21 protein-coding genes are annotated in these 19,968 nt (G+C 42.0%); 6 read left to right on the forward strand and 15 right to left on the reverse strand.

Features of this window, described 5'->3' with window-relative positions; translation table 11 throughout:
- Window positions 1-60: 60 nt before the first annotated feature.
- The 10 genes from pdxJ to rpoE all read right to left on the reverse strand — a co-directional run bounded on the left by pdxJ (window position 61) and on the right by rpoE (window position 8,825).
- On the reverse strand, window positions 61-798 hold the full coding sequence (gene pdxJ, locus MORIYA_RS11855) for a pyridoxine 5'-phosphate synthase (RefSeq protein ID WP_006032489.1): 738 nt from the start codon (window positions 796-798) through the stop codon (window positions 61-63).
- Between the two features lie 102 nt (window positions 799-900).
- Window positions 901-1,632: a DNA repair protein RecO gene (gene recO, locus MORIYA_RS11860; protein ID WP_112715429.1), complete on the reverse strand. Its 732-nt coding sequence runs from the start codon at window positions 1,630-1,632 to the stop codon at window positions 901-903.
- Window positions 1,633-1,645: 13 nt separating this feature from the next.
- Window positions 1,646-2,557: a GTPase Era gene (era, locus tag MORIYA_RS11865; protein WP_112715431.1), complete on the reverse strand. Its 912-nt coding sequence runs from the start codon at window positions 2,555-2,557 to the stop codon at window positions 1,646-1,648.
- Window positions 2,554-3,225 (reverse strand): ribonuclease III, encoded by a 672-nt coding sequence (rnc, locus tag MORIYA_RS11870; protein ID WP_112715433.1) that lies wholly within the window; start codon window positions 3,223-3,225, stop codon window positions 2,554-2,556. The genes era and rnc overlap by 4 nt, the downstream gene beginning before the upstream one ends.
- 2 nt (window positions 3,226-3,227) lie before the next feature.
- Complete coding sequence (lepB, locus tag MORIYA_RS11875; protein WP_112715435.1) at window positions 3,228-4,142, reverse strand: signal peptidase I; 915 nt, start codon at window positions 4,140-4,142, stop codon at window positions 3,228-3,230.
- 4 nt (window positions 4,143-4,146) lie between these two features.
- Window positions 4,147-5,943 carry a translation elongation factor 4 gene (lepA, locus tag MORIYA_RS11880; protein WP_112715437.1) on the reverse strand — a complete coding sequence of 599 codons (1,797 nt, stop codon included), beginning with the start codon at window positions 5,941-5,943 and terminating at the stop codon, window positions 4,147-4,149.
- A gap of 92 nt (window positions 5,944-6,035) precedes the next feature.
- Complete coding sequence (locus MORIYA_RS11885) at window positions 6,036-6,515, reverse strand: SoxR reducing system RseC family protein (protein WP_112715439.1); 480 nt, start codon at window positions 6,513-6,515, stop codon at window positions 6,036-6,038.
- A gap of 88 nt (window positions 6,516-6,603) precedes the next feature.
- Complete coding sequence (locus tag MORIYA_RS11890; RefSeq protein WP_112715441.1) at window positions 6,604-7,644, reverse strand: MucB/RseB C-terminal domain-containing protein; 1,041 nt, start codon at window positions 7,642-7,644, stop codon at window positions 6,604-6,606.
- A gap of 13 nt (window positions 7,645-7,657) precedes the next feature.
- A complete protein-coding gene (locus MORIYA_RS11895) occupies window positions 7,658-8,206 on the reverse strand; it encodes a sigma-E factor negative regulatory protein (protein WP_112715443.1) in 549 nt (182 codons plus the stop codon).
- Between the two features lie 40 nt (window positions 8,207-8,246).
- Window positions 8,247-8,825: an RNA polymerase sigma factor RpoE gene (gene rpoE / locus MORIYA_RS11900; protein ID WP_112715445.1), complete on the reverse strand. Its 579-nt coding sequence runs from the start codon at window positions 8,823-8,825 to the stop codon at window positions 8,247-8,249.
- Between the two features lie 258 nt (window positions 8,826-9,083).
- Here rpoE and nadB point away from each other — a divergent pair, with 258 nt between their 5' ends.
- Window positions 9,084-10,688 carry an L-aspartate oxidase gene (nadB, locus tag MORIYA_RS11905; protein WP_112715447.1) on the forward strand — a complete coding sequence of 535 codons (1,605 nt, stop codon included), beginning with the start codon at window positions 9,084-9,086 and terminating at the stop codon, window positions 10,686-10,688.
- Window positions 10,689-10,764: 76 nt separating this feature from the next.
- Here the strand turns inward: nadB and MORIYA_RS11910 are convergent, their stop codons facing one another.
- Window positions 10,765-11,172: a protein YgfX gene (locus MORIYA_RS11910; RefSeq protein ID WP_232011616.1), complete on the reverse strand. Its 408-nt coding sequence runs from the start codon at window positions 11,170-11,172 to the stop codon at window positions 10,765-10,767.
- Entirely contained in the window at window positions 11,150-11,401 is a 252-nt protein-coding gene (locus tag MORIYA_RS11915) for an FAD assembly factor SdhE (RefSeq protein WP_112715449.1), read from the reverse strand. The genes MORIYA_RS11910 and MORIYA_RS11915 overlap by 23 nt, the downstream gene beginning before the upstream one ends.
- Window positions 11,402-11,521: 120 nt before the next feature.
- Here MORIYA_RS11915 and ygfZ point away from each other — a divergent pair, with 120 nt between their 5' ends.
- From ygfZ to MORIYA_RS11940, 5 genes are all read left to right on the forward strand, one after another.
- Window positions 11,522-12,508: a tRNA-modifying protein YgfZ gene (gene ygfZ / locus MORIYA_RS11920; RefSeq protein WP_112715451.1), complete on the forward strand. Its 987-nt coding sequence runs from the start codon at window positions 11,522-11,524 to the stop codon at window positions 12,506-12,508.
- 427 nt (window positions 12,509-12,935) lie between these two features.
- Window positions 12,936-13,964, forward strand: a complete 1,029-nt coding sequence (locus tag MORIYA_RS11925) for an aldo/keto reductase (protein ID WP_112715453.1) — start codon at window positions 12,936-12,938, stop codon at window positions 13,962-13,964.
- A gap of 110 nt (window positions 13,965-14,074) precedes the next feature.
- Window positions 14,075-14,563, forward strand: a complete 489-nt coding sequence (locus MORIYA_RS11930; RefSeq protein ID WP_162629269.1) for a MarR family winged helix-turn-helix transcriptional regulator — start codon at window positions 14,075-14,077, stop codon at window positions 14,561-14,563.
- Between the two features lie 251 nt (window positions 14,564-14,814).
- Window positions 14,815-16,038, forward strand: a complete 1,224-nt coding sequence (locus tag MORIYA_RS11935; RefSeq protein WP_112715457.1) for an MFS transporter — start codon at window positions 14,815-14,817, stop codon at window positions 16,036-16,038.
- Window positions 16,035-16,430 (forward strand): carboxymuconolactone decarboxylase family protein, encoded by a 396-nt coding sequence (locus MORIYA_RS11940; protein WP_112715459.1) that lies wholly within the window; start codon window positions 16,035-16,037, stop codon window positions 16,428-16,430. Before MORIYA_RS11935 ends, MORIYA_RS11940 begins: the two co-directional genes overlap by 4 nt.
- Before the next feature lie 128 nt (window positions 16,431-16,558).
- Here the strand turns inward: MORIYA_RS11940 and lysS are convergent, their stop codons facing one another.
- From lysS to MORIYA_RS11955, 3 genes are all read right to left on the reverse strand, one after another.
- Window positions 16,559-18,067 carry a lysine--tRNA ligase gene (gene lysS, locus MORIYA_RS11945; RefSeq protein WP_112715461.1) on the reverse strand — a complete coding sequence of 503 codons (1,509 nt, stop codon included), beginning with the start codon at window positions 18,065-18,067 and terminating at the stop codon, window positions 16,559-16,561.
- 16 nt (window positions 18,068-18,083) lie between these two features.
- Window positions 18,084-19,182 (reverse strand): peptide chain release factor 2 gene (prfB, locus tag MORIYA_RS11950; protein ID WP_162629270.1). Its coding sequence is split into 2 segments (ribosomal slippage): window positions 18,084-19,106 and window positions 19,108-19,182, totalling 1,098 coding nucleotides; the frame shifts between segments, so codons are not numbered across the junction.
- 283 nt (window positions 19,183-19,465) lie between these two features.
- Window positions 19,466-19,879: a CBS domain-containing protein gene (locus MORIYA_RS11955; RefSeq protein ID WP_112715465.1), complete on the reverse strand. Its 414-nt coding sequence runs from the start codon at window positions 19,877-19,879 to the stop codon at window positions 19,466-19,468.
- Window positions 19,880-19,968: the final 89 nt, after the last annotated feature.

The raw sequence follows: 19,968 nt of genomic DNA on the forward strand, positions 1-19,968 counted from the left end.
TTTTTTATGCTGATGGCATGCCATACGAATACCGTACAACATTCCTAGCGCGTGATAGGTTTAGCTATTATTACGCGCTTCTTGCATGATAACTTGCATGTCTTTTACCGCTTTACCTAAACCATCAAATGCCGCACGGGCTATAATTGCATGGCCGATATTCAATTCATAAATTTCTGGAATAGCCGCAATCGGTTGCACGTTATGGTAATGCAAACCATGACCCGCGTTTACTTTCAATCCGGCGTTATGCGCATAACTCACGCCAGCTGCGATCTTCTTCAATTCAGCTTGTTGTTCGCCTTCAGACTCTGCATCGGCATAAGCACCGGTATGCACTTCAATGTATGGTGCGCCACTAGCAACCGCAGCATCAATTTGTTCTTTATCGGCATCAATAAATAGCGAGACTAAAATACCGGCTTCGCTTAAACGTTTAACCGCTTGGGTGATCTTATCTTGTTGACCAAGTACATCTAAACCACCTTCAGTCGTCAGCTCTTCACGTTTTTCAGGCACTAAACAAACAAACTCAGGTTTGATCTCACAGGCAATATCGAGCATTTCAGCCGTCACCGCCATTTCTAGGTTCATGCGAGTTTGAATAGTTTCTTTCAATACACGTACATCACGATCTTGAATATGACGACGATCTTCACGTAAATGCACCGTAATACCGTCTGCGCCATTTAATTCAGCGACAGCTGCAGCATGTACAGGATCAGGGTAAGTCGTGCCGCGTGCTTGGCGTAGGGTTGCGATATGGTCAATGTTGACACCTAAAAAGATCTTATTCACGTTTCATTCCCTTATTGATAAATAGTTCTCTGCTTTTCAGCGGCTTGTTAATAAATGGCTATCTGCTTTTCATGGTTTATTTAATACATAGTGATCCGCTTTTCATGGCTTATTAATGAATAGTTCTCTTCTTTTAATCAGCGGCTTATTAATAAACAGTTCTCTGCTTTTCAGCGGCTTGTTGCCCAAATAGGGTAACAACATTTGCCGACAAAAGCGTTTGGCCGCGGCTAAATTCTCTTGGTTAAATTGTCGTTGCTCAAAGGCGAGCAAGTCTTTACCTAAAAATGAGCTATCCACTGCCACTTTATAAATAGATGGCACAATCCCAACATGTGGTACGTATTTATACATACGGTTAGGGTACACAGCATCCATGGTATCAGCACAATAGCTTAACGCACCAATGTAACCTAAACATTGCATTAAATTAAATTCAAATTCACGCAATAACGGTTCAAGGGGTTGTTGTTTGGCTAACGCTAATAATGCATTTTGATAATGGGAGAATAGTTCAGGATTCGCTTGTTCACTGGCGAGTAAGCGATAGAGTAATTCATTGAGATAAAAGCTAGCATAGAGATGCCGACCGGAGAGCGGTAATGAATTAGATACCGCCTCAACCTGACGCATGGATTTTAATCCACCTTTGCCGGCATAGGCGATATTGAGTAAGGTAAACGGCTGTAAAATTGCACTTTGACTGTTTTTACGCCCTCGCCCTGCTCGTCCCACTAACGAAATTTTACCATCGTTAATGGTAAAGAAGTCGATGAGTAAACTCGACTCCTTAAAAGGTCGACGATGCAGTACAAAAGCGTTTTGTAAGTCCATGCAATAACGCTATTTACACTTCATCTCCGTAACCTAAGCTACGAAGTGCACGTTCATCATCTGCCCAACCAGATTTCACTTTCACCCAACATTCTAAGAATACTTTATTATCAAACAAAGTTTCCATATCACGTCGTGCTTCTGTACCAATGACTTTTAATTTCGAGCCTTTGTTACCAATAACCATACGTTTTTGAGTATCACGCTCAACTAAAATTAACGCATTGATATGGTACGTACCATTTTCACTGACTTTAAACTGCTCGATCTCAACGGTGGTTGAGTAAGGCAATTCTTGACCGGTGAAACGCATCAGTTTTTCACGAATGATTTCAGATGCCATGAAACGTGAAGAACGATCGGTAATATAATCTTCAGGGAAGTAAAAATCACCTTCTTGTAACTGCTGCGAACAAATACCACGTAGCATGTCTACATTGGTCCCTTTCGTTGCAGAGATAGGGATAATTTCGGTAAAGTTAAACTTCGCCGCCAATACCTGCAGATGCGGCATTAGTTCTCGTGCTTTATCTTTGATCGCATCGGTTTTATTAATGGCCAAGTAAATTGGGCAGTTTATATCACGTAGCTTATTGAGTACCATCTCATCATCGTCGGTCCAACGGGTTCCATCAACAACAAAGATTACGGCATCAACATTCATATCTTTTAATGAACTGCTTGCAGCACGGTTCATTAAACGGTTGATTGCACGTTTTTCATCTATGTGTAGACCCGGTGTATCAATATACACAGTCTGACGATTGCCTTCAGTATCAATACCGAGAATACGGTGACGAGTCGTTTGTGGTTTACGCGAGGTAATACTTACCTTTTGTCCCAAAATACGGTTTAGTAACGTTGATTTACCTACGTTAGGACGACCAACGATAGCAATAAAACCGCTATAAGTCATATCACTCATTGTATTTGCTCCAATGCTTTTTGAGCTGCTTCTTGTTCTGCTTTACGACGACTAGTACCTTTACCTTCAACAGGGTGATCTAGGCCTTCAATAACGCAATGAATAGTGAACTCTTGATTATGAGCTTCACCTCTAACTTCCACCACTTGATAAAGTGGAAGTGGTTGCTTACGTCCTTGCAGCCATTCTTGTAATTGTGTTTTCGCGTCTTTCTGACCGATACCAGGTTCAATCGTGGCTAAACGTGATGCATACCAAGCCAGCACACGTTCACGCGTTTTCTCCATATCACTATCCAGATACATAGCACCAATCAGGGCTTCAACTGTATCAGCGAGAATAGATTCACGACGGAAGCCGCCGCTTTTTAATTCACCAGGTCCCAAGATCAAACATTCACTTAGTTCAAACTCACGAGCGATCTCAGCGAGCGTTAACCCTTTCACTAAGGTTGCACGCATCCGGCTTAAATCGCCTTCTGGCACCTCAGGAAACTGACGGAATAATGCATCTGAGATGATAAAACCAAGTACCGAATCGCCTAAAAATTCAAGACGTTCGTTATGTTTATAATAAGCACTACGATGCGTCAGCGCTTGTTGCAGTAGGCCAGCGTCTTGATACTGATAACCTAATACTGTTTGTAATCTTTCTAATATAATTGTCATAATTATTTTAACTTGCCAATACGACTAAAGCGTATACCTGTTGGGATCCAACCAGGTAATAAAGAATCTGGGTCGCGTTCAAATTCGAAACTAGTCCAAATGAACACAGCCTTACCAACTAAATTTGCTTCTGGAACAAAACCCCAAAAACGGCTATCAGCACTATTATCGCGGTTATCACCCATCATGAAGTAATGACCATCCGGTACCACCCATTCGTATTGACGGGTTGGCGGATTATCTTGCTGATAAAAATCACGCGCTAAGTCAGGACGGCTAGGGTTAATTAAAATGTTGTGTTTAACATCCCCTAGTTGCTCTGTATATTGCTGTAATTCAACCATTTGATCTTTAAATTTGCCAATTTCGACTAAACTAAGATCGAGTTTTTTAAACCCTGCGCAGTTTGTTCCGCTGCATGCTTGTTGAATGAAAACCTGCTTTCCACGATAGGCAATACGATCACCTGGTAACCCGATAACACGTTTGATATAATCGACAGTCGGTTGTGGCGGGTATTTAAATACCGCTACATCACCGCGTTCAGGCTTACCTGTTTCGATAAGTGTAGAACGTAATACTGGGTCTTTAACGCCATAACTAAATTTTTCAACCAAGATGAAGTCGCCAACCAGTAGTGTTGGCATCATAGATCCGGATGGAATTTGAAATGGTTCATATATAAATGAACGTAAAATCATTACCGCGGCAATCACTGGAAAGATCGATTTTGCATTTTCAACAATAAACGATTCTTGCCCTAATTTTGCAATAGCATCCGCTGGTAATTCCGCTTGAGATTGAGCAAACGCGACTTTTTCAGCGCGGGCTTTTTCCCAAATCAGTTTATCTAACGCCCAAATAATACCGCTAACGAAAGTAACCAGTACCAATATCAATGAAAAATAGGTTGCCATTTATCTAGTCCTTTCCGATATGCAACACAGCTAAGAAGGCTTCTTGCGGTACTTCAACATTACCGATTTGCTTCATGCGTTTCTTACCGTCTTTCTGCTTCTGGAGCAGTTTTTTCTTACGGCTAATATCACCGCCATAACACTTGGCGATCACATTTTTACGCATTTGTTTAACGGTACTACGGGCAATCACTTGTGAACCAATAACCGCCTGAATAGCAATGTTAAACATTTGACGAGGAATAAGTTCCTTCATCTTTTCAACCAATAAACGACCACGATTCATCGAGTTTTCACGATGCGTGATCATCGCTAATGCATCAACACGATCGTTGTTAATCAATACATCAACACGTACCATATCAGCAGGACTAAAGTGGATGAACGAGTAATCCAGTGACGCATAACCACGGCTTGTCGATTTCAAACGGTCAAAGAAGTCCATCACTACTTCACCCATCGGGATCTCGTAAGTTAATGCCACTTGCTTACCGTGATAATCCATCTTCGTTTGTACACCACGCTTGGCAATACAAAGGGTAATTACATTACCGAGGTATTCTTGTGGTACGAGGATGTTACATTCTGCAATGGGTTCGCGGATCTCTTCAATATCATTGATTGCCGGTAATTTAGCTGGGCTATCGACGTAAAGAACTTCACCTTTTTTGGTTTCAACTTCGTAAACAACCGTTGGTGCTGTGGTGATCAATTCAAGATCGTATTCACGCTCTAGACGCTCTTGAACAATTTCCATGTGTAATAAACCTAAGAAACCACAACGGAAACCAAAACCAAGTGCGGTTGAGCTCTCTGGTTCGTAGAATAAAGACGCATCGTTTAGACTTAATTTACCCAGTGCATCACGGAACGCTTCATAATCGTCAGAGCTAATTGGGAACATGCCCGCATAAACCTGAGGTTTTACTTTACTAAAACCCGGTACTGGCGCATCCGCAGGGTTGCGGGTCGATGTTAGCGTATCACCAACCGGTGCCCCTAAAATATCTTTAATACCACAAATAACAAAACCTACTTCACCACAGTGAAGCACGCTAGTATCAGTCTGTTTTGGTGTAAAGATACCGACTTTGTCAACTAGGTGTGATTGACCTGTAGACATCACCGTGAGCTTATCGCCTTTGCGTAATACACCATTGCTAATACGTACTAGCGATACCACACCCTGGTAGTTATCAAACCATGAATCGATGATCAGGGCTTGCAGTGGTGCGTCTTCCGAACCTTTTGATGGACACGGAATATCTCTGACAATTGTTTCAAGTACGTCTTCGATACCGACACCCGTCTTTGCAGAGCAACGCGTTGCTTCCATTGCATCAATACCGATGATGTCTTCGATTTCTTCGGCTACGCGATCAGGATCGGCAGCGGGTAAATCGATTTTATTGATGATTGGCACAACTTCCAAGTCCATTTCCATCGCGGTATAACAGTTTGCGAGTGTTTGTGCTTCTACGCCCTGACCAGCGTCGACAACAAGTAAAGCACCCTCACAAGCTGCTAATGAGCGAGAAACCTCATAGCTGAAGTCCACGTGTCCTGGTGTATCAATAAAGTTAAGTTGGTAAGTTTCACCATCTTTGGCTTTATAGTTCAGGGTCACACTTTGCGCTTTAATTGTAATGCCACGCTCGCGCTCAATATCCATTGAGTCAAGAACCTGTGCACCCATTTCACGGTCCGATAAACCACCACAAAATGAGATCAAACGATCTGATAACGTTGATTTACCGTGATCGATATGAGCAATAATTGAAAAATTACGAATGTATTTCATGAGTTAGATAATATCCAATACTTAGTAGATATGACACTTAATGAGGCAGATTTTAACGGATTTAAGGGATGACTGCTATCTTTCAATTGCTTTTAATCAGCGCGCCATTGCCCTATCACTTCCGATTGGGCCACGACACCTAGCATTTTAGGTTTAAAATCAAAGCGTTGATCAAATATAACGCTTAATCTGCGCGTGCAACTAAAACCAACATAACCGCCAACAAAAGCCGCGAGAATAACCAAGCCTTCCCCTTCAAATTGGAAAACTTGGGATAAATATTGCCCCAGACCCAGTGACAGTAAAATTGTCGCTAATGGCAGTAAGTAAACCAGCATTGCACTGGTGACTAAATTCTTTTCACGTAAACCAATTTCGATCTTATCACCGGCAACAACATCTGCTGTTTTAGTGACGGTAAAACGATGAGTCCGATGGGGGAATGCTTTGGCGACCATGCCAGTGCCGCAGTTATCGCTGGCATGACAATGATTACAAGCAGATTGACTCTCGCACTGTACCGAAACCTGATCACCCATTACACTTTTAACGATAGCTGTTTCAATAATCATGCGGGTAACACCTTGTTTAAAACAATCGAGACCGACTAACACGATACCTGTGTTATATCGTTAAGCCTACCTCGATCGTGAGGATAAATTAGTTATCAAGATTTCGAACAACGGCGTCAGCAATTTTTTTAGCTGTCATACTCGGCACTTCGCCGACGACGACTATCTCAATATCATCTGTGATCTTAGATTGTAAACTAATTTGTCCCGATACACCTAATCCTTGGCTTAAACTACCGGCTTTCGCATCGGTATTGACGTAGATTGAGATATCGACAAGTCCATCAGAAAATTGCATGTAATCAATTGTCTGACCAATACCAACGATCTGGTGTTTATTACTCACAATCTGTTTAAATCCATCAGGCATCCAAGCGGCTTTCCATTCCGATTTAGTCGGTTCCGGCAGTAATGCTTGTGTTTGTACTGCGGATAACACTGGGGGTAGTTTTACCGAGTTAAGTTGCTCTAACCAAGGCGTCACATCAGGGAATTGATATAACGAAATCGCCATCACTTGGAACACCACTTCACCACTGTCTTTGATCATATCAATACGCAGCGGCAGATTGGTGGTTACATCAATCCAAATTAAATACCCAAAGCGGTATTTATCGTTTGGAACCACCCGCACAACTTGGCTTAAACGCCCTGTGACGCGCGATTTACCACCGACATAAATCGCTTGATATAAGCTGTCATCAAGTGTCAGTTCAGTCGCCATTAAATTGAACAACAGTCCCGGAATTGCCGCTGATGATAACGAATAACCTGGCTGTTCGGCTTCAAAAAAACTAGTGATGTCACCACGACGTAAGTATTCACGAGGATTGCCATTTAACGATAATAGATGGCCCACAGAAACATCATCAATCATCCCGTGACTGTAACGCATCGGGGTAATTCTTCCGCGTTCAATCTCGACATAAGACAAATCATAATTTAACTGTTTAAACGCCGTTTTCATGTTATCTAACAAGGCATTCGCAGACAATTGCGGCGGCGCGGCTACAGTATTCTCAGTATTACTATTTACCACCCGGTGATCGCCTAACGTAACTTCACTCCACGCGACAGGGGTAAAGAGTGCAGACAATAAGATCCACAAACCAACACTTTTTTTGAACATTACTGGCTCACTATTATTGCTGGATGCGTTTTTGTAATTGATGATCAAGCACAAATGCATTAATGCGGCGTACTTGCTCGACTTTTTCTTCATCGGTAAATTCAGGCGGTACTTGATACATATCAGGCGACTCAATACTCAAACTGACGGGCGAGGCAATACCAGCAAACGGCATCACATTCAGTGCTGGCCCAAGTCCAGTTATCGGCGCGTCGGTATTACTGTATTGCACACCTGTAATCACCATTAATGCCACTGACGCCGCGATGGCGAATTGGCCACCGGTTTTAAGCCAAGGCTGAATTACTTTTTGATAGAAAGAGCTATCGTTGGCACTTTCTTTTGGCATTGTCAGTGCTGGTTCTTCAGCAATAGCCGCGGTGATAGCACGGGTTAGATCTAAACTAACCGTTGCAGGTGTTTCACCACGCATCACATCACCAATCATGTGGTAATGCTGCCAACTTGAAGCTAATGCTTCATCTTTACCCAATTCATCAAGTAGTGCAGCATCAATACTTTCATTATCTACTAAGGAGGATAATCGTTCTTTTTCTATCATAATTAATACCTAAATTTACTCATCCGTAATCGTGTTTAACTTACTGTTGAAGTAACGGTTTCAATTTTACTTCAATCGCTTCACGTGCTCTAAAAATACGTGAGCGAACAGTACCCACTGGGCAGCTCATGACAATACTAATATCGTCGTAGCTCATGCCTTCCATTTCACGTAGTGTTATCGCGGTACGTAATTCATCAGGTAACGCGTCAATAACTGAAAAAATAACCGCTTTCATTTCTTCTGCTAAAATTATCCGTTCTGGTGTTGATGACTCACGCATGCCATCGTTACCTTCGTAAAACTCCGCATCTGCGGCATCAATATCGTTAGCCGGTGGTCGTCTACTTTGCGCAATTAAATAGTTCTTAGCGGTATTACTGGCAATACGGTATAGCCAAGTATAAAACGCACTATCACCTCTAAAATTCGGCAACGCGCGATACGCTTTAATAAACACTTCCTGAGTCACATCGGCAACGTCGCCACTGGCGGAAACGTAACGTGAGATCAGGTTCGCCACTTTTTGTTGGTATTTAGTCACCAATAAATTAAATGCGGCCTTGTCACCGCCTTGAACTCGCTCAACTAATTGCAAGTCCGTCTCTTTTGCACTCATTAGTAACTCATACCCTCTTATTATTCTGATGACACTAGTATTACTAATGCGTATTTTTCAGACTACGTTATATAAATAAAGTTCGTTTTAACGCCAAATAAAGTGCGCCATTAGGTCAATTAAATCAAAATAAGGTCAAATAAATCAAAATACCTTTTTATTGCCCGAGATTTAAAGCTTATAATACCCAACTTAAAGTTATATCTTGCAGTAACTTGGGGATAGACATAACAGCATACTACAAATCGAGTGGAAACTATGAGCACAAATGCGGAATACCAAAGCGATGTACTGATTATCGGCAGTGGTGCCGCAGGACTCTCATTGGCCCTAAAACTCGCTGACCAAGCTAAAGTGATGGTACTCAGTAAAAGCAGCTTAACAGAAGGTTCAACCCTCTATGCACAAGGCGGTATCGCAGCCGTTTTTGATGAAGCAGATAGTATAGAAGGCCATGTTGCCGATACGCTTATCGCCGGTGCTGGCTTATGTGATGAAGATACCGTTAACTTTACGGCCAGCAGTGCCGCCGCCAGCTTAAACTGGTTAATCGACAAAGGCGCACCGTTTGATCAGGTCGCTGACGATAATGGTGAACAGCACTATCACCTTACCAAAGAAGGGGGTCACAGTCACCGCCGCATTCTGCATGCCGCCGATGCCACAGGTAAAGCAGTGCAAACCACGTTAATCGATAATGTCAGCCAACATCCAAATATTACCTTAATGGAACGCTTTAACGCGGTGGATCTTATTTCCACCAAGCAACTTAACCAAGCAACCAACCGTATTGTTGGCGCTTATGTGTGGAATCGTGACGCCGAAAAAGTAGAAGTGATTAAAGCCCGCTTTGTTATCTTAGCAACAGGCGGTGCCAGTAAAGTGTATCTATATACCACTAACCCCGATGTCTCGAGTGGTGACGGTATTGCCATGGCATGGCGCGCAGGTTGCCGTGTAGCCAATATGGAATTCAATCAATTTCATCCGACTTGTTTATTCCACCCGGAGGCGAAGAACTTCTTATTAACTGAAGCATTACGTGGTGAAGGCGCGTATTTGCGTCATGCCGATGGCACCCGCTTTATGCCTAGCTTCGATGAACGAGCAGAATTAGCACCGCGTGATATTGTTGCCCGTGCTATCGACTTTGAAATGAAACGTCTGGGTAGTGACTGTGTGTATTTAGATATCAGCCACAAACCGGCCGAATTTATTATTCGCCATTTTCCAACTATTTATGAGCGTTGCTTGAAGTTAGGCATTGATATCACCACAGATCCAATCCCAGCGGTACCAGCGGCCCATTATACTTGTGGCGGTGTGATGACTGACTTAACTGGTCAAACGGATATACGTGGCTTATACGCGATTGGTGAAGTGGCTTATACCGGTTTACACGGTGCTAACCGTTTAGCCAGTAATTCATTATTAGAATGCATTGTGTTTGCCCACGCTGCGGCAGAAAACATCTTATCGAAACTACACAACAAACCTAAAGATTACCGTATTCCAGCATGGGACGAGAGCAAAGTAACAGACTCAGATGAAGAAGTGATAATTCAACATAACTGGCATGAACTGCGGTTATTCATGTGGGATTACGTCGGTATTGTCAGAACGACCAAGCGTCTAGAGCGTGCCCAACGCCGGGTTAATCTGTTGCAACAAGAAATTGATGAGTACTACAGTAACTTCCGCGTCAGTAACAACTTATTGGAATTAAGAAACCTGGTGACGGTGGCTGATTTAATTATCCGTTGCGCACTCGAACGCAAAGAAAGTCGCGGTTTACACTACACGCTTGACTACCCAGAGCAGTTTGACGAACCACAGCCAACTATCCTACAGCCTAAGGTATAGTGTGTTCGTCATTCGCCGTAAATCGCAAATAAAACACCCAAAAGCAGCGACTCAGCTGCTTTTTTTTATCATGCCGCTACTTTAATATTTTAATGGTGCGCACGAGACGACGGTAATCAGCATCGTCGATGGCATCTCGCATTATGTATAACGACTGAGTTTGTCCCTGATTTAGGCTGGTATAACTTAACTGGATAAAAAGATCGGCACTGCGAGAATCTTTGCTGAATGCAAATAACTCACCACCCGCGTCAAACTGGATGTAACCATTGGTGAAATAAACAAAACAGGGACGGCGTAGCCAATGTTGCCAACAGTGATAACTACACAAGGCAATAATGACTACGGTATAACCCAATTGTAATGCGACAAGGGTCAGCCAATCTAATAACAAACCAAGCACTAAGCTGTGTATTGTAATACACAGCAACAACCAGTATTTAGATGGGCGTAACGTGACGCTACACTTTAACTCTTGAGACAATTTTATCCATCATATAGGCTAACTCTGGGTCTCCACACTTTTTATGACCCATTGCCCAAGCAAATAACTCGGGATCTTCGCCTGTTAACAAGCGTTGGAAAATAAATTTATCTTCATCTGATAAATCATCATAAGCTTCATCCACAAACGGACGAAATAATACATCTAATTCCAGCATGCCACGGCGACATGCCCAACGTAAACGCGACTTTGAATCTAACTTAGTCATTTTTTCCCTTATCCTAACTGTCCATAGGATTATTCTATCACAAAAATAAACAAGATCTTCTAAAGACAAATGCTTGCGTTCACTCTACCATAGAGAAAACTAGCCAGAGAAGAGTAAACAATGACCCAATTTAATAAACTGACCCTAGCATCAACAGATGCATTACCAAATGTGATCGTAAGCGAGTTATCACACTGGGGATTAATGACTGCAACAGGTGAGCAGCGTTTAAGTTATTTACAAGGCCAATTGACTTGTGATCTGGTAGGCTTAGAAGATCAACAAACAACTTGGGGTGGTCATTGCAATCCAAAAGGCAAACTGTGGTCAACCTTCCAAGTCGCTAAAAAAGGCGATTCGTTTTATTTCATCATGCGTAAAGACGCACTGGCGATCACCCTGCCGGAACTAAAAAAATACGCGGTATTCTCAAAAATAGAACTGACCGACGCCTCTGCATTTTGTAACCTCTATGGTATCGCAGGCGCACAAGCTGAACAGTGGTTGAATAAGACCTTCGCGATTACTCTTGGCGAAGAAGCGGTCACTCATTTACCGAATGGTTTTGTGATGCGACTTATTGGCGATACCCCACGCTTCTTAATATTGTTACAAAAAAGCGATGCGTCATTACAACAGATCAGCCAACATTTGGCCGAAGCCGCAACCGACGACGGTTCATTCTGGGATGCACTGGATATCCTCGCAGCAGCACCGATTGTGAGCGCAGCAATGAGCAGCGTGCAGATCCCACAAGCATTCAACCTACAAGCCTATGATGGTATTAGCTTTAAGAAAGGTTGCTACACAGGACAAGAAACGGTCGCTCGTGCTAAATACCGTGGCACTAATAAACGTGCAATGGCGATCTTAACCGGAGCTACTGCAACTGAAGTAAACAGTGGTGACAGTATCGAATTGCAACTGGGTGAAAACTGGCGTAGTAGCGGTAAAGTAAACTTAAGCTACCGTTATAGCGATGGCGTACAGCTGATCTCGAGTGTTATGCCAAATAACCTTGAAGCAGATAGCGTGTTTAAAATTACCGATAACGAATCCACATTAGCCTTCATGCCATTACCGTATTCGTTAGTAGAAGCAGATTAATACCCGTTATAAAACGAGGTGAAAATGCTCACCTCGTTCCTTTCATAAGTTCCCACAGAATAGTAATGCCCTTAAACTAACCATAATCGGCCTTATTACTTATCGAAGAAATACACCAAAATTATAGACCAAAACTACTTATACTTTCATAAATACTAATTTGTCTAATATTATTCGATAAGTATCAATAGCAACGATCCCGCATTAAATTAGCTCCACAGGATAGGGTCGATAAAATCACTGCCCAGGTAATTTAATTACTATCCAAGAGTTACTCATATTGAAAATTATTGACAATGTTAAATAGTACATGTCAATATAGTAAGGTAACTTACTATATTGACATGTACTATTTAACCGTTAACCAAACGCTTTCATTAGCAATGTAAAATAGGTGAATAATAATTATGACTAACAAGGATACCGTATGAAAATGTTAAAAATTGGTAATAGTCATCTTATAGTCACTCCTCAAGGCTTAGGCTGTATGGGGATGTCAGAATTTTACGGTCAAAGCGATGATGACCACAATAAACAACTATTGCAGAGTGCAGTGTCTTCTGGGGTGAATTTCTTTGATACTGCCGATATCTACGGTTATGGCCGTAATGAAATATTACTGGGGGAATTTATCGCAGCGCTCCCCGACCGCACACAAATTGTGGTCGCCACCAAGTGCGGCATTATTCGTGACGAACACGACGTACAAAAACGCGGTGTAGATAATAGTCGTGAATATATTTTTGCATGCTGCGAGGCCAGTATTGCACGTCTAAATACCACCATAGATCTCTATTATTTACATCGTGTGATTGATAATCCAGACGCGATTTTCGTCGCAATGTCGGCCATGGCATCATTACTAAAAGCCGGTAAGATTAAAGCCGTTGGACTCTCTGAAGCCAACGCAGAGTATATTCGCTACGCCCACCAATGTTTATTGGATATAACACAAGGTAAACATGGGATCAGTGCCGTTCAATCAGAATACTCATTACTTAGCCGTGGAGTAGAAAGCGATGGGGTCCTCGATGCATGTAGTGAGTTAGGAATTACATTTGTTGCATATAGCCCGATCAGCCGCGGATTATTAAGTGGTGAATTAAGCACCCTTGATAAATTAGACCAGGATGATTTTCGCCGTACACTGCCTCGATTTAGTGATGAAAATCTGAGTCATAATAACAAATTAACGACCGCATTAACTCAATTAGCACAAACCAAATCCTGTACTCTCGCACAACTCGCTCTCGCTTGGTTAATGCATCAGTCCCCTGCGGTGATCCCCATACCGGGAACCAAACAACAAAAGTATTTACAGCAAAATATCAATGCGATGAAGGTAACGCTTAACGCTGACGAGATGGATCTACTGAACTCATTGAGTGCTAATTTTAAAGTGCAAGGGACTCGCTATACCGAACAAGCCATGCGCAGCTATGCCCTCAACGAATAATGATTAAATATACTAACGATAACATGGCCACTATATTCTCCATCTATATAGTTAATTGACATATAATAAGGTCATATACAATATAAGACGTCATATATTAGGACATGATAATGGATAACAAGAACGGATTAATGAGCCCCAAGTATGTAACGCTATGTAAAGAAGCTAAAAAAAGAGGCATGGATAGTGAAGCGATTGCTTTACTGGGTCAATTTTTTACCCTTAGCGCCGCATTAACAGATATGTGCGTTAATAATCTTAATCAATTTGAGTTACTTGAAGGTCGTTTTGTTTCAATGCTGATGATTAATGATAAAGAGTCTGCAGCACCACACGAGATCTCAACCTTAACCGGTTTAACCAGAGCATCAATCACCTCAACGATTGACTCTCTTGAAAAACGTGATTTCGCAGTACGAGAAGCATCAAGAACAGACCGACGTTCACTGACGGTTAAGTTAACCGCAGAAGGTAAAGCAACTTTAGATCAAACAGTCACATCTCAGCTTAACTGGTTAGCAGGATTGACGAGCTCATTAGATGAAGATGAAAAAGCCGCATTCAAATCAATCCTAACAAAGATAAGTAATAACATGTAAACGGGCTAGGCGTGAAAGACCGTCTATCCACGATAAAATCGTGGTACCCATCCATCAAACCAGCACACTATCAGTCAACATATTAAGATCTACGCGTACATAGGGATACCCACGCCATAACACTAGACTTTACAAATCACGATGGCAATAGTCACAAACATATAATATGTCGACATACTATATGTTGACGTATTATACGTTGACATATAGTACGGGTAGATTAAATCTCAAATGGATATTAGGGGAATATAATGAACAACACAGAAACGAACAGTTCTTTTGAAACATCGAACTTAAAAATGTGGCTATCAATCATCATATTAGCGATCGCAACATTTACTATTGTTACCGCAGAACTCGCTCCCATTGGCCTGCTAACACCAATGGCAGAGGGACTACAACAATCAGAATCAATGATTGGACTCACAGTGACATTTTATGCATGGATAGGGGCAATAAGCGCACTTTTATCTTCTGCATTTTTGGGGAACCTACCGAAAAAAACATTACTTATCACACTGATGTTTATTTTGTTTATTTCAAATATCTTATGTGCGATGACGACTGACTATTACTTTTTCGTCGCAGCAAGAGTCATTGGCGCTCTTGCTCATGGTGCATTTTGGGCTATGATAGGCGCGCTTGCTATGTCTCTGGTGCCCGCCCGTCATGTTGGACTCGCCACATCTATTGTTTTTGGTGGTGTGTCAGCAGCGAGTGTTTTCGGTATCCCAATTGCTAACGTTATCGGCGCTAATTTAAGCTGGCAAATGGCTTTTTGGATAATATCTGCTTTAAGTGTGTTCTCACTTTTGGGGATATTATTGTTAGTACCGAACATTAAATCACAGCATGCTATCGGCATTACAGTATTAAAAGATGTTATTCGCAACCCAATATTATCTAAGATTTATATTGCGACATTATTGGCAATTACAGCGCATTTTAGCGCGTTCACTTTTATTGAACCCTACTTACATACGTCAAAGGCGATTAGCGATAACTTCATTTCCATCGCACTGTTTACATTCGGTTTTGCGGGATTAATGGGTAACTTTATTACTGGCATGTTCATTGACCGATATCTTAAACCATTAATCTTATTATCCGTTGCCATTGTGGCCGTAAGCTTGCTTATTCTCGGTATTTTTTCTAGCTCACTTAATCAAACCGCTATTTTTGCGTTAATTATATTTTGGGGCATATCCGTTTCTGGCATTTTTGTTGGCTTCCAAACTTGGGTGTTACGCATTGCCCAAGATGATGCATTTCCAGCCTCTGCCATATATGTCGCCATATTCAACAGTGCGATAGGTACAGGCGCGCTATTTGGCGCATGGATAATGGCCAACTTTGATTTCACTGTATTAATGAGTTTCTCTGGTACTGCTATCGCAATATCCCTCTTTATGATTTCAATCATTCCAAGTGAGATCAATGATGCCCCTTCACAACTAGTGGGAGATAACCGATGAGTGCACACACAACCGATATATCAGAGTACGGTAAAGAGATCATGAATACCTTGCAGCCTGGCCTTGCGGATCAAGTCATCTCAAAGTTAGGTGAATTAGATGATGAGCTTCCCAAGCTAATTGTTAATTATGCTTTTGCAGATGTCGTGGGCAGACCAGGGCTTGATATTAAAACACGAGAAATGCTCACCGTGGCCTCTTTAATCACCTCGGGTAATGCTCAGCCACAGCTTGAATTGCATATGAGAGCGTCTTTGAATGTCGGGGTGACAGAGAAAGAGTTACTTGAAATAGTCATACAGATGGCCATTTATGCCGGAGTGCCTGCCTGTATGAATGCAATAACGGCTTATCGAAATGCCGTGACAACATTTAATAAATCAAATAAGTAACGGGGGATGATGCGAACTTTCCAATAGAAAGCCGCCGAAAAACATACGCTTAATATAAAAGCCCTGTGAGATTACTCTCACAGGGCTTTTATATTCATTAATTAAAGCATCATTATTGATGCCACTAATTAGCTATTTGCTTGTGGACGCATTGCCGGGAATAAGATAACGTCACGGATAGTATGTGTATTCGTAAACAACATAGCTAAACGGTCGATACCAATACCTTGACCCGCTGTAGGTGGTAAGCCGTACTCTAGTGCAGTGATGTAATCAGCATCGTAGTACATTGCTTCATCATCACCCGCATCTTTAGCGTTAACTTGTGCTTTGAAACGTGCATCTTGGTCTTCAGCATCGTTAAGCTCAGAGAAACCATTCGCAACTTCACGGCCACCGATAAAGAACTCAAAACGATCAGTGAAGAATGGGTTGTCATCGCTACGACGTGCGAGTGGCGAGATGTCTGCTGGGTAGCCAGTAATGAATGTTGGCTGAATCAGTTGTGATTCAGCTGTTTCACCAAAGATCTCTTCCAGTAATTGACCACAAGTCCAGAATTTCTCTATCTTCATGTTCAGTGATTTAGCAATAGAAACCATTAACTCACGATCTTGAACACCTTCATTAGTCAGTGCTTGGATCACTGCGTGCTCTGAGTTGTAATGTTTGATTGCGTCTAACATGCTCATGCGCGTATATTTGCCGCCGAACTCAACCATGTGGTCGCCGTAAGGCATAGCTGTCGCGCCTAATACCTCAACCGCTACCGTACTTAACATTTCTTCAGTGAAATCCATCAGATCGTTATAGTCGGCATAAGCTTGATAGAATTCCATCATGGTGAATTCGGGATTATGACGCGGTGATAGACCTTCGTTACGGAAGTTACGATTAATTTCAAATACCCGATCAAAACCACCAACCACTAAACGCTTAAGGTATAATTCAGGTGCTACACGCAGATACATAGCTTGATCAAGCGCGTTATGATGGGTGATAAATGGACGCGCAGTCGCACCACCCGGGATCACGTGCATCATTGGTGTTTCAACTTCCATGAAACCTTTCGATACCATAAAGTTACGGATGGCTGTTACTAACTTAGAACGGATAATGAAGGCATTACGCGATTTTTCATTTACGATCAGATCAACATAACGTTGACGGTAACGCATTTCTTGGTCAATTAACCCGTGGAATTTTTCTGGTAATGGACGCAAAGCTTTAGTTAATAACTTATATTCCGTCATTTCAACGTAAAGATCGCCTTTACCTGATTTGTTTAGTGCGCCAGTAATACCGACTATATCACCAATATCTAGCCCACCAAGCTCTGCTTTTTGGGCTTTTTGCACGTCTTTAGCAGCATAGGCTTGAATACGGCCTGCGCTATCTTGGATAGCAAGGAAAGGACCACGTTTCGCCATGATACGGCCCGCGATGCTTACTATGTGTTGCATTTCAACTAATTCTTCTTTGCTTTTATCGCCAAATTCAGCCTGTAAATCTGCCGACTTATGTTTTACGCGGAAGTCATTAGGGTGGCCATTTGCTTTACAGTTGGTGCGGATATGATCTAATTTCGCGCGACGTTCTGCAATCAGTTTGTTTTCATCTTGTAACTGTTCAGTCATTGTTTAACCCTATTTTTTACAGGCCTGATTTCAGGCTGGCTTCAATAAATTTGTCTAAATCACCGTCTAAAACGGCTTGTGTATTGCGTGTTTCAACACCAGTACGTAAATCTTTTATGCGTGAGTCATCCAGTACGTATGAACGGATCTGACTGCCCCAACCGATATCTGATTTCGCATCTTCGGCGATTTGTTTTTCCGCGTTTTGCTTTTGCATTTCATGATCAAACAATTTTGCCCGCATTTGTTTCATCGCCGCATCTTTATTCTTATGTTGCGAGCGATCACTTTGGCATTGTACAACAAGATTCGTGGGTAAGTGAGTAATACGTACGGCAGATTCCGTGGTATTTACGTGCTGACCACCCGCGCCCGAAGCACGGTAAACGTCAATACGTAAATCAGATGGATTCAAATCAATCTCGATGCTGTCATCAATTTCTGGATATACAAATATCGATGCAAACGAAGTATGACGACGGCCACTTGAATCAAACGGTGATTTACGCACTAAACGGTGCACACCGGTTTCGGTACGTAACCAACCATAAGCATATTCACCACCCAAACGGATAGTCGCGCCTTTGATCCCGGCTACATCGCCAGATGATACTTCGATCAGCTCAACTTTAAATTTGTGTGCCTCACCCCATCGTAAGAACATACGTAATAGCATGTTTGCCCAATCTTGTGCTTCGGTACCACCAGAGCCAGATTGGATATCAAGATAGCAATCATTTGCATCATGTTTACCAGAAAACATACGACGAAACTCAAGTTTAGCCAGTTGTGCTTCTAAATCGATAATTTCATGTTGTGCTTCAGCAAATGTTTCTTCGTCTTCAGCTTCAACTGCCAGTTCAACCAAGCCTTCAACGTCATCACAACCCGTGCCGAGATCATCAATCGTTTTGACGATCAATTCTAACGACGCGCGTTCTTTACCTAATTCTTGGGCGTATTTAGGATTATTCCATACTTCCGATGACTCTAATTCCGCAGTTACCTCTTCTAGACGCTCTTTACTTGCATCGTAGTCAAAGGTACCCCCGAAGCAGCTCAGCGCGTTCGCCTAGCTCCTTTAATTTATTCAGTACTGGATTTACTTCAAACATGATTCTGCTCTACTTTAGTGGTACTCAACATTATGCATGCGAATATCGATATGTTCATCAGCATTCAGCTAAGTGTATAGTGCTAACTATGGGATTTTATACAACAACAAATTTTACCGAATTCGCTCGCGGATATACAGAGGAAGATTAAAAAAACAGCAAATTAATCGATAATATAAGAAAATAAATAGGCATACATAAAAACAGAGGAACATATAGCGCAGTAACATAGCAAAAAGCCACGCTACTGGAGCATGGCTTGAAAATAATGCAACCAACGAGGTTAGCTGACTTGACTACATTGATTATTATTTTCTGCCAATACTTGCAGTATATCACCACGACGAATGATACCAACCAACTGGCGACCTTCTACAACGGGATACACACTCAGATTGTCTTTTGTCATGCGAATAGCAATATCAATAATACTGTCTTGTGGCGATACGCTAACAACATTTTTACTCATCACATCGTTCACAATCGCGGGTTTATCACAGTGATAACTGCCACTAATAAGTGCTTGTAGGCAATCTGATTCAGAGACGAAGCCAATCACTTCATTTGTCAAATCCACCACCGGCACCGCATTAATCTGGTGTTTAACAAACAAATCAACCACGGCGACCAGTGACGTACCACATGGAATACTCGGAACATTAATTTTCATTTTATTCATTACGCGTTGCATAGTCATGGTCTATATCCTTATCATAAGCAGGATTGCTGTCGAAGAGGTAATAACTATAACGGCAAAAAACAGATAGCTAAAGACGATTAAAACTA

Origin of the sequence: Moritella yayanosii (genome assembly GCF_900465055.1) — a bacterium.
GTDB classification, from domain to species: domain Bacteria; phylum Pseudomonadota; class Gammaproteobacteria; order Enterobacterales; family Moritellaceae; genus Moritella; species Moritella yayanosii.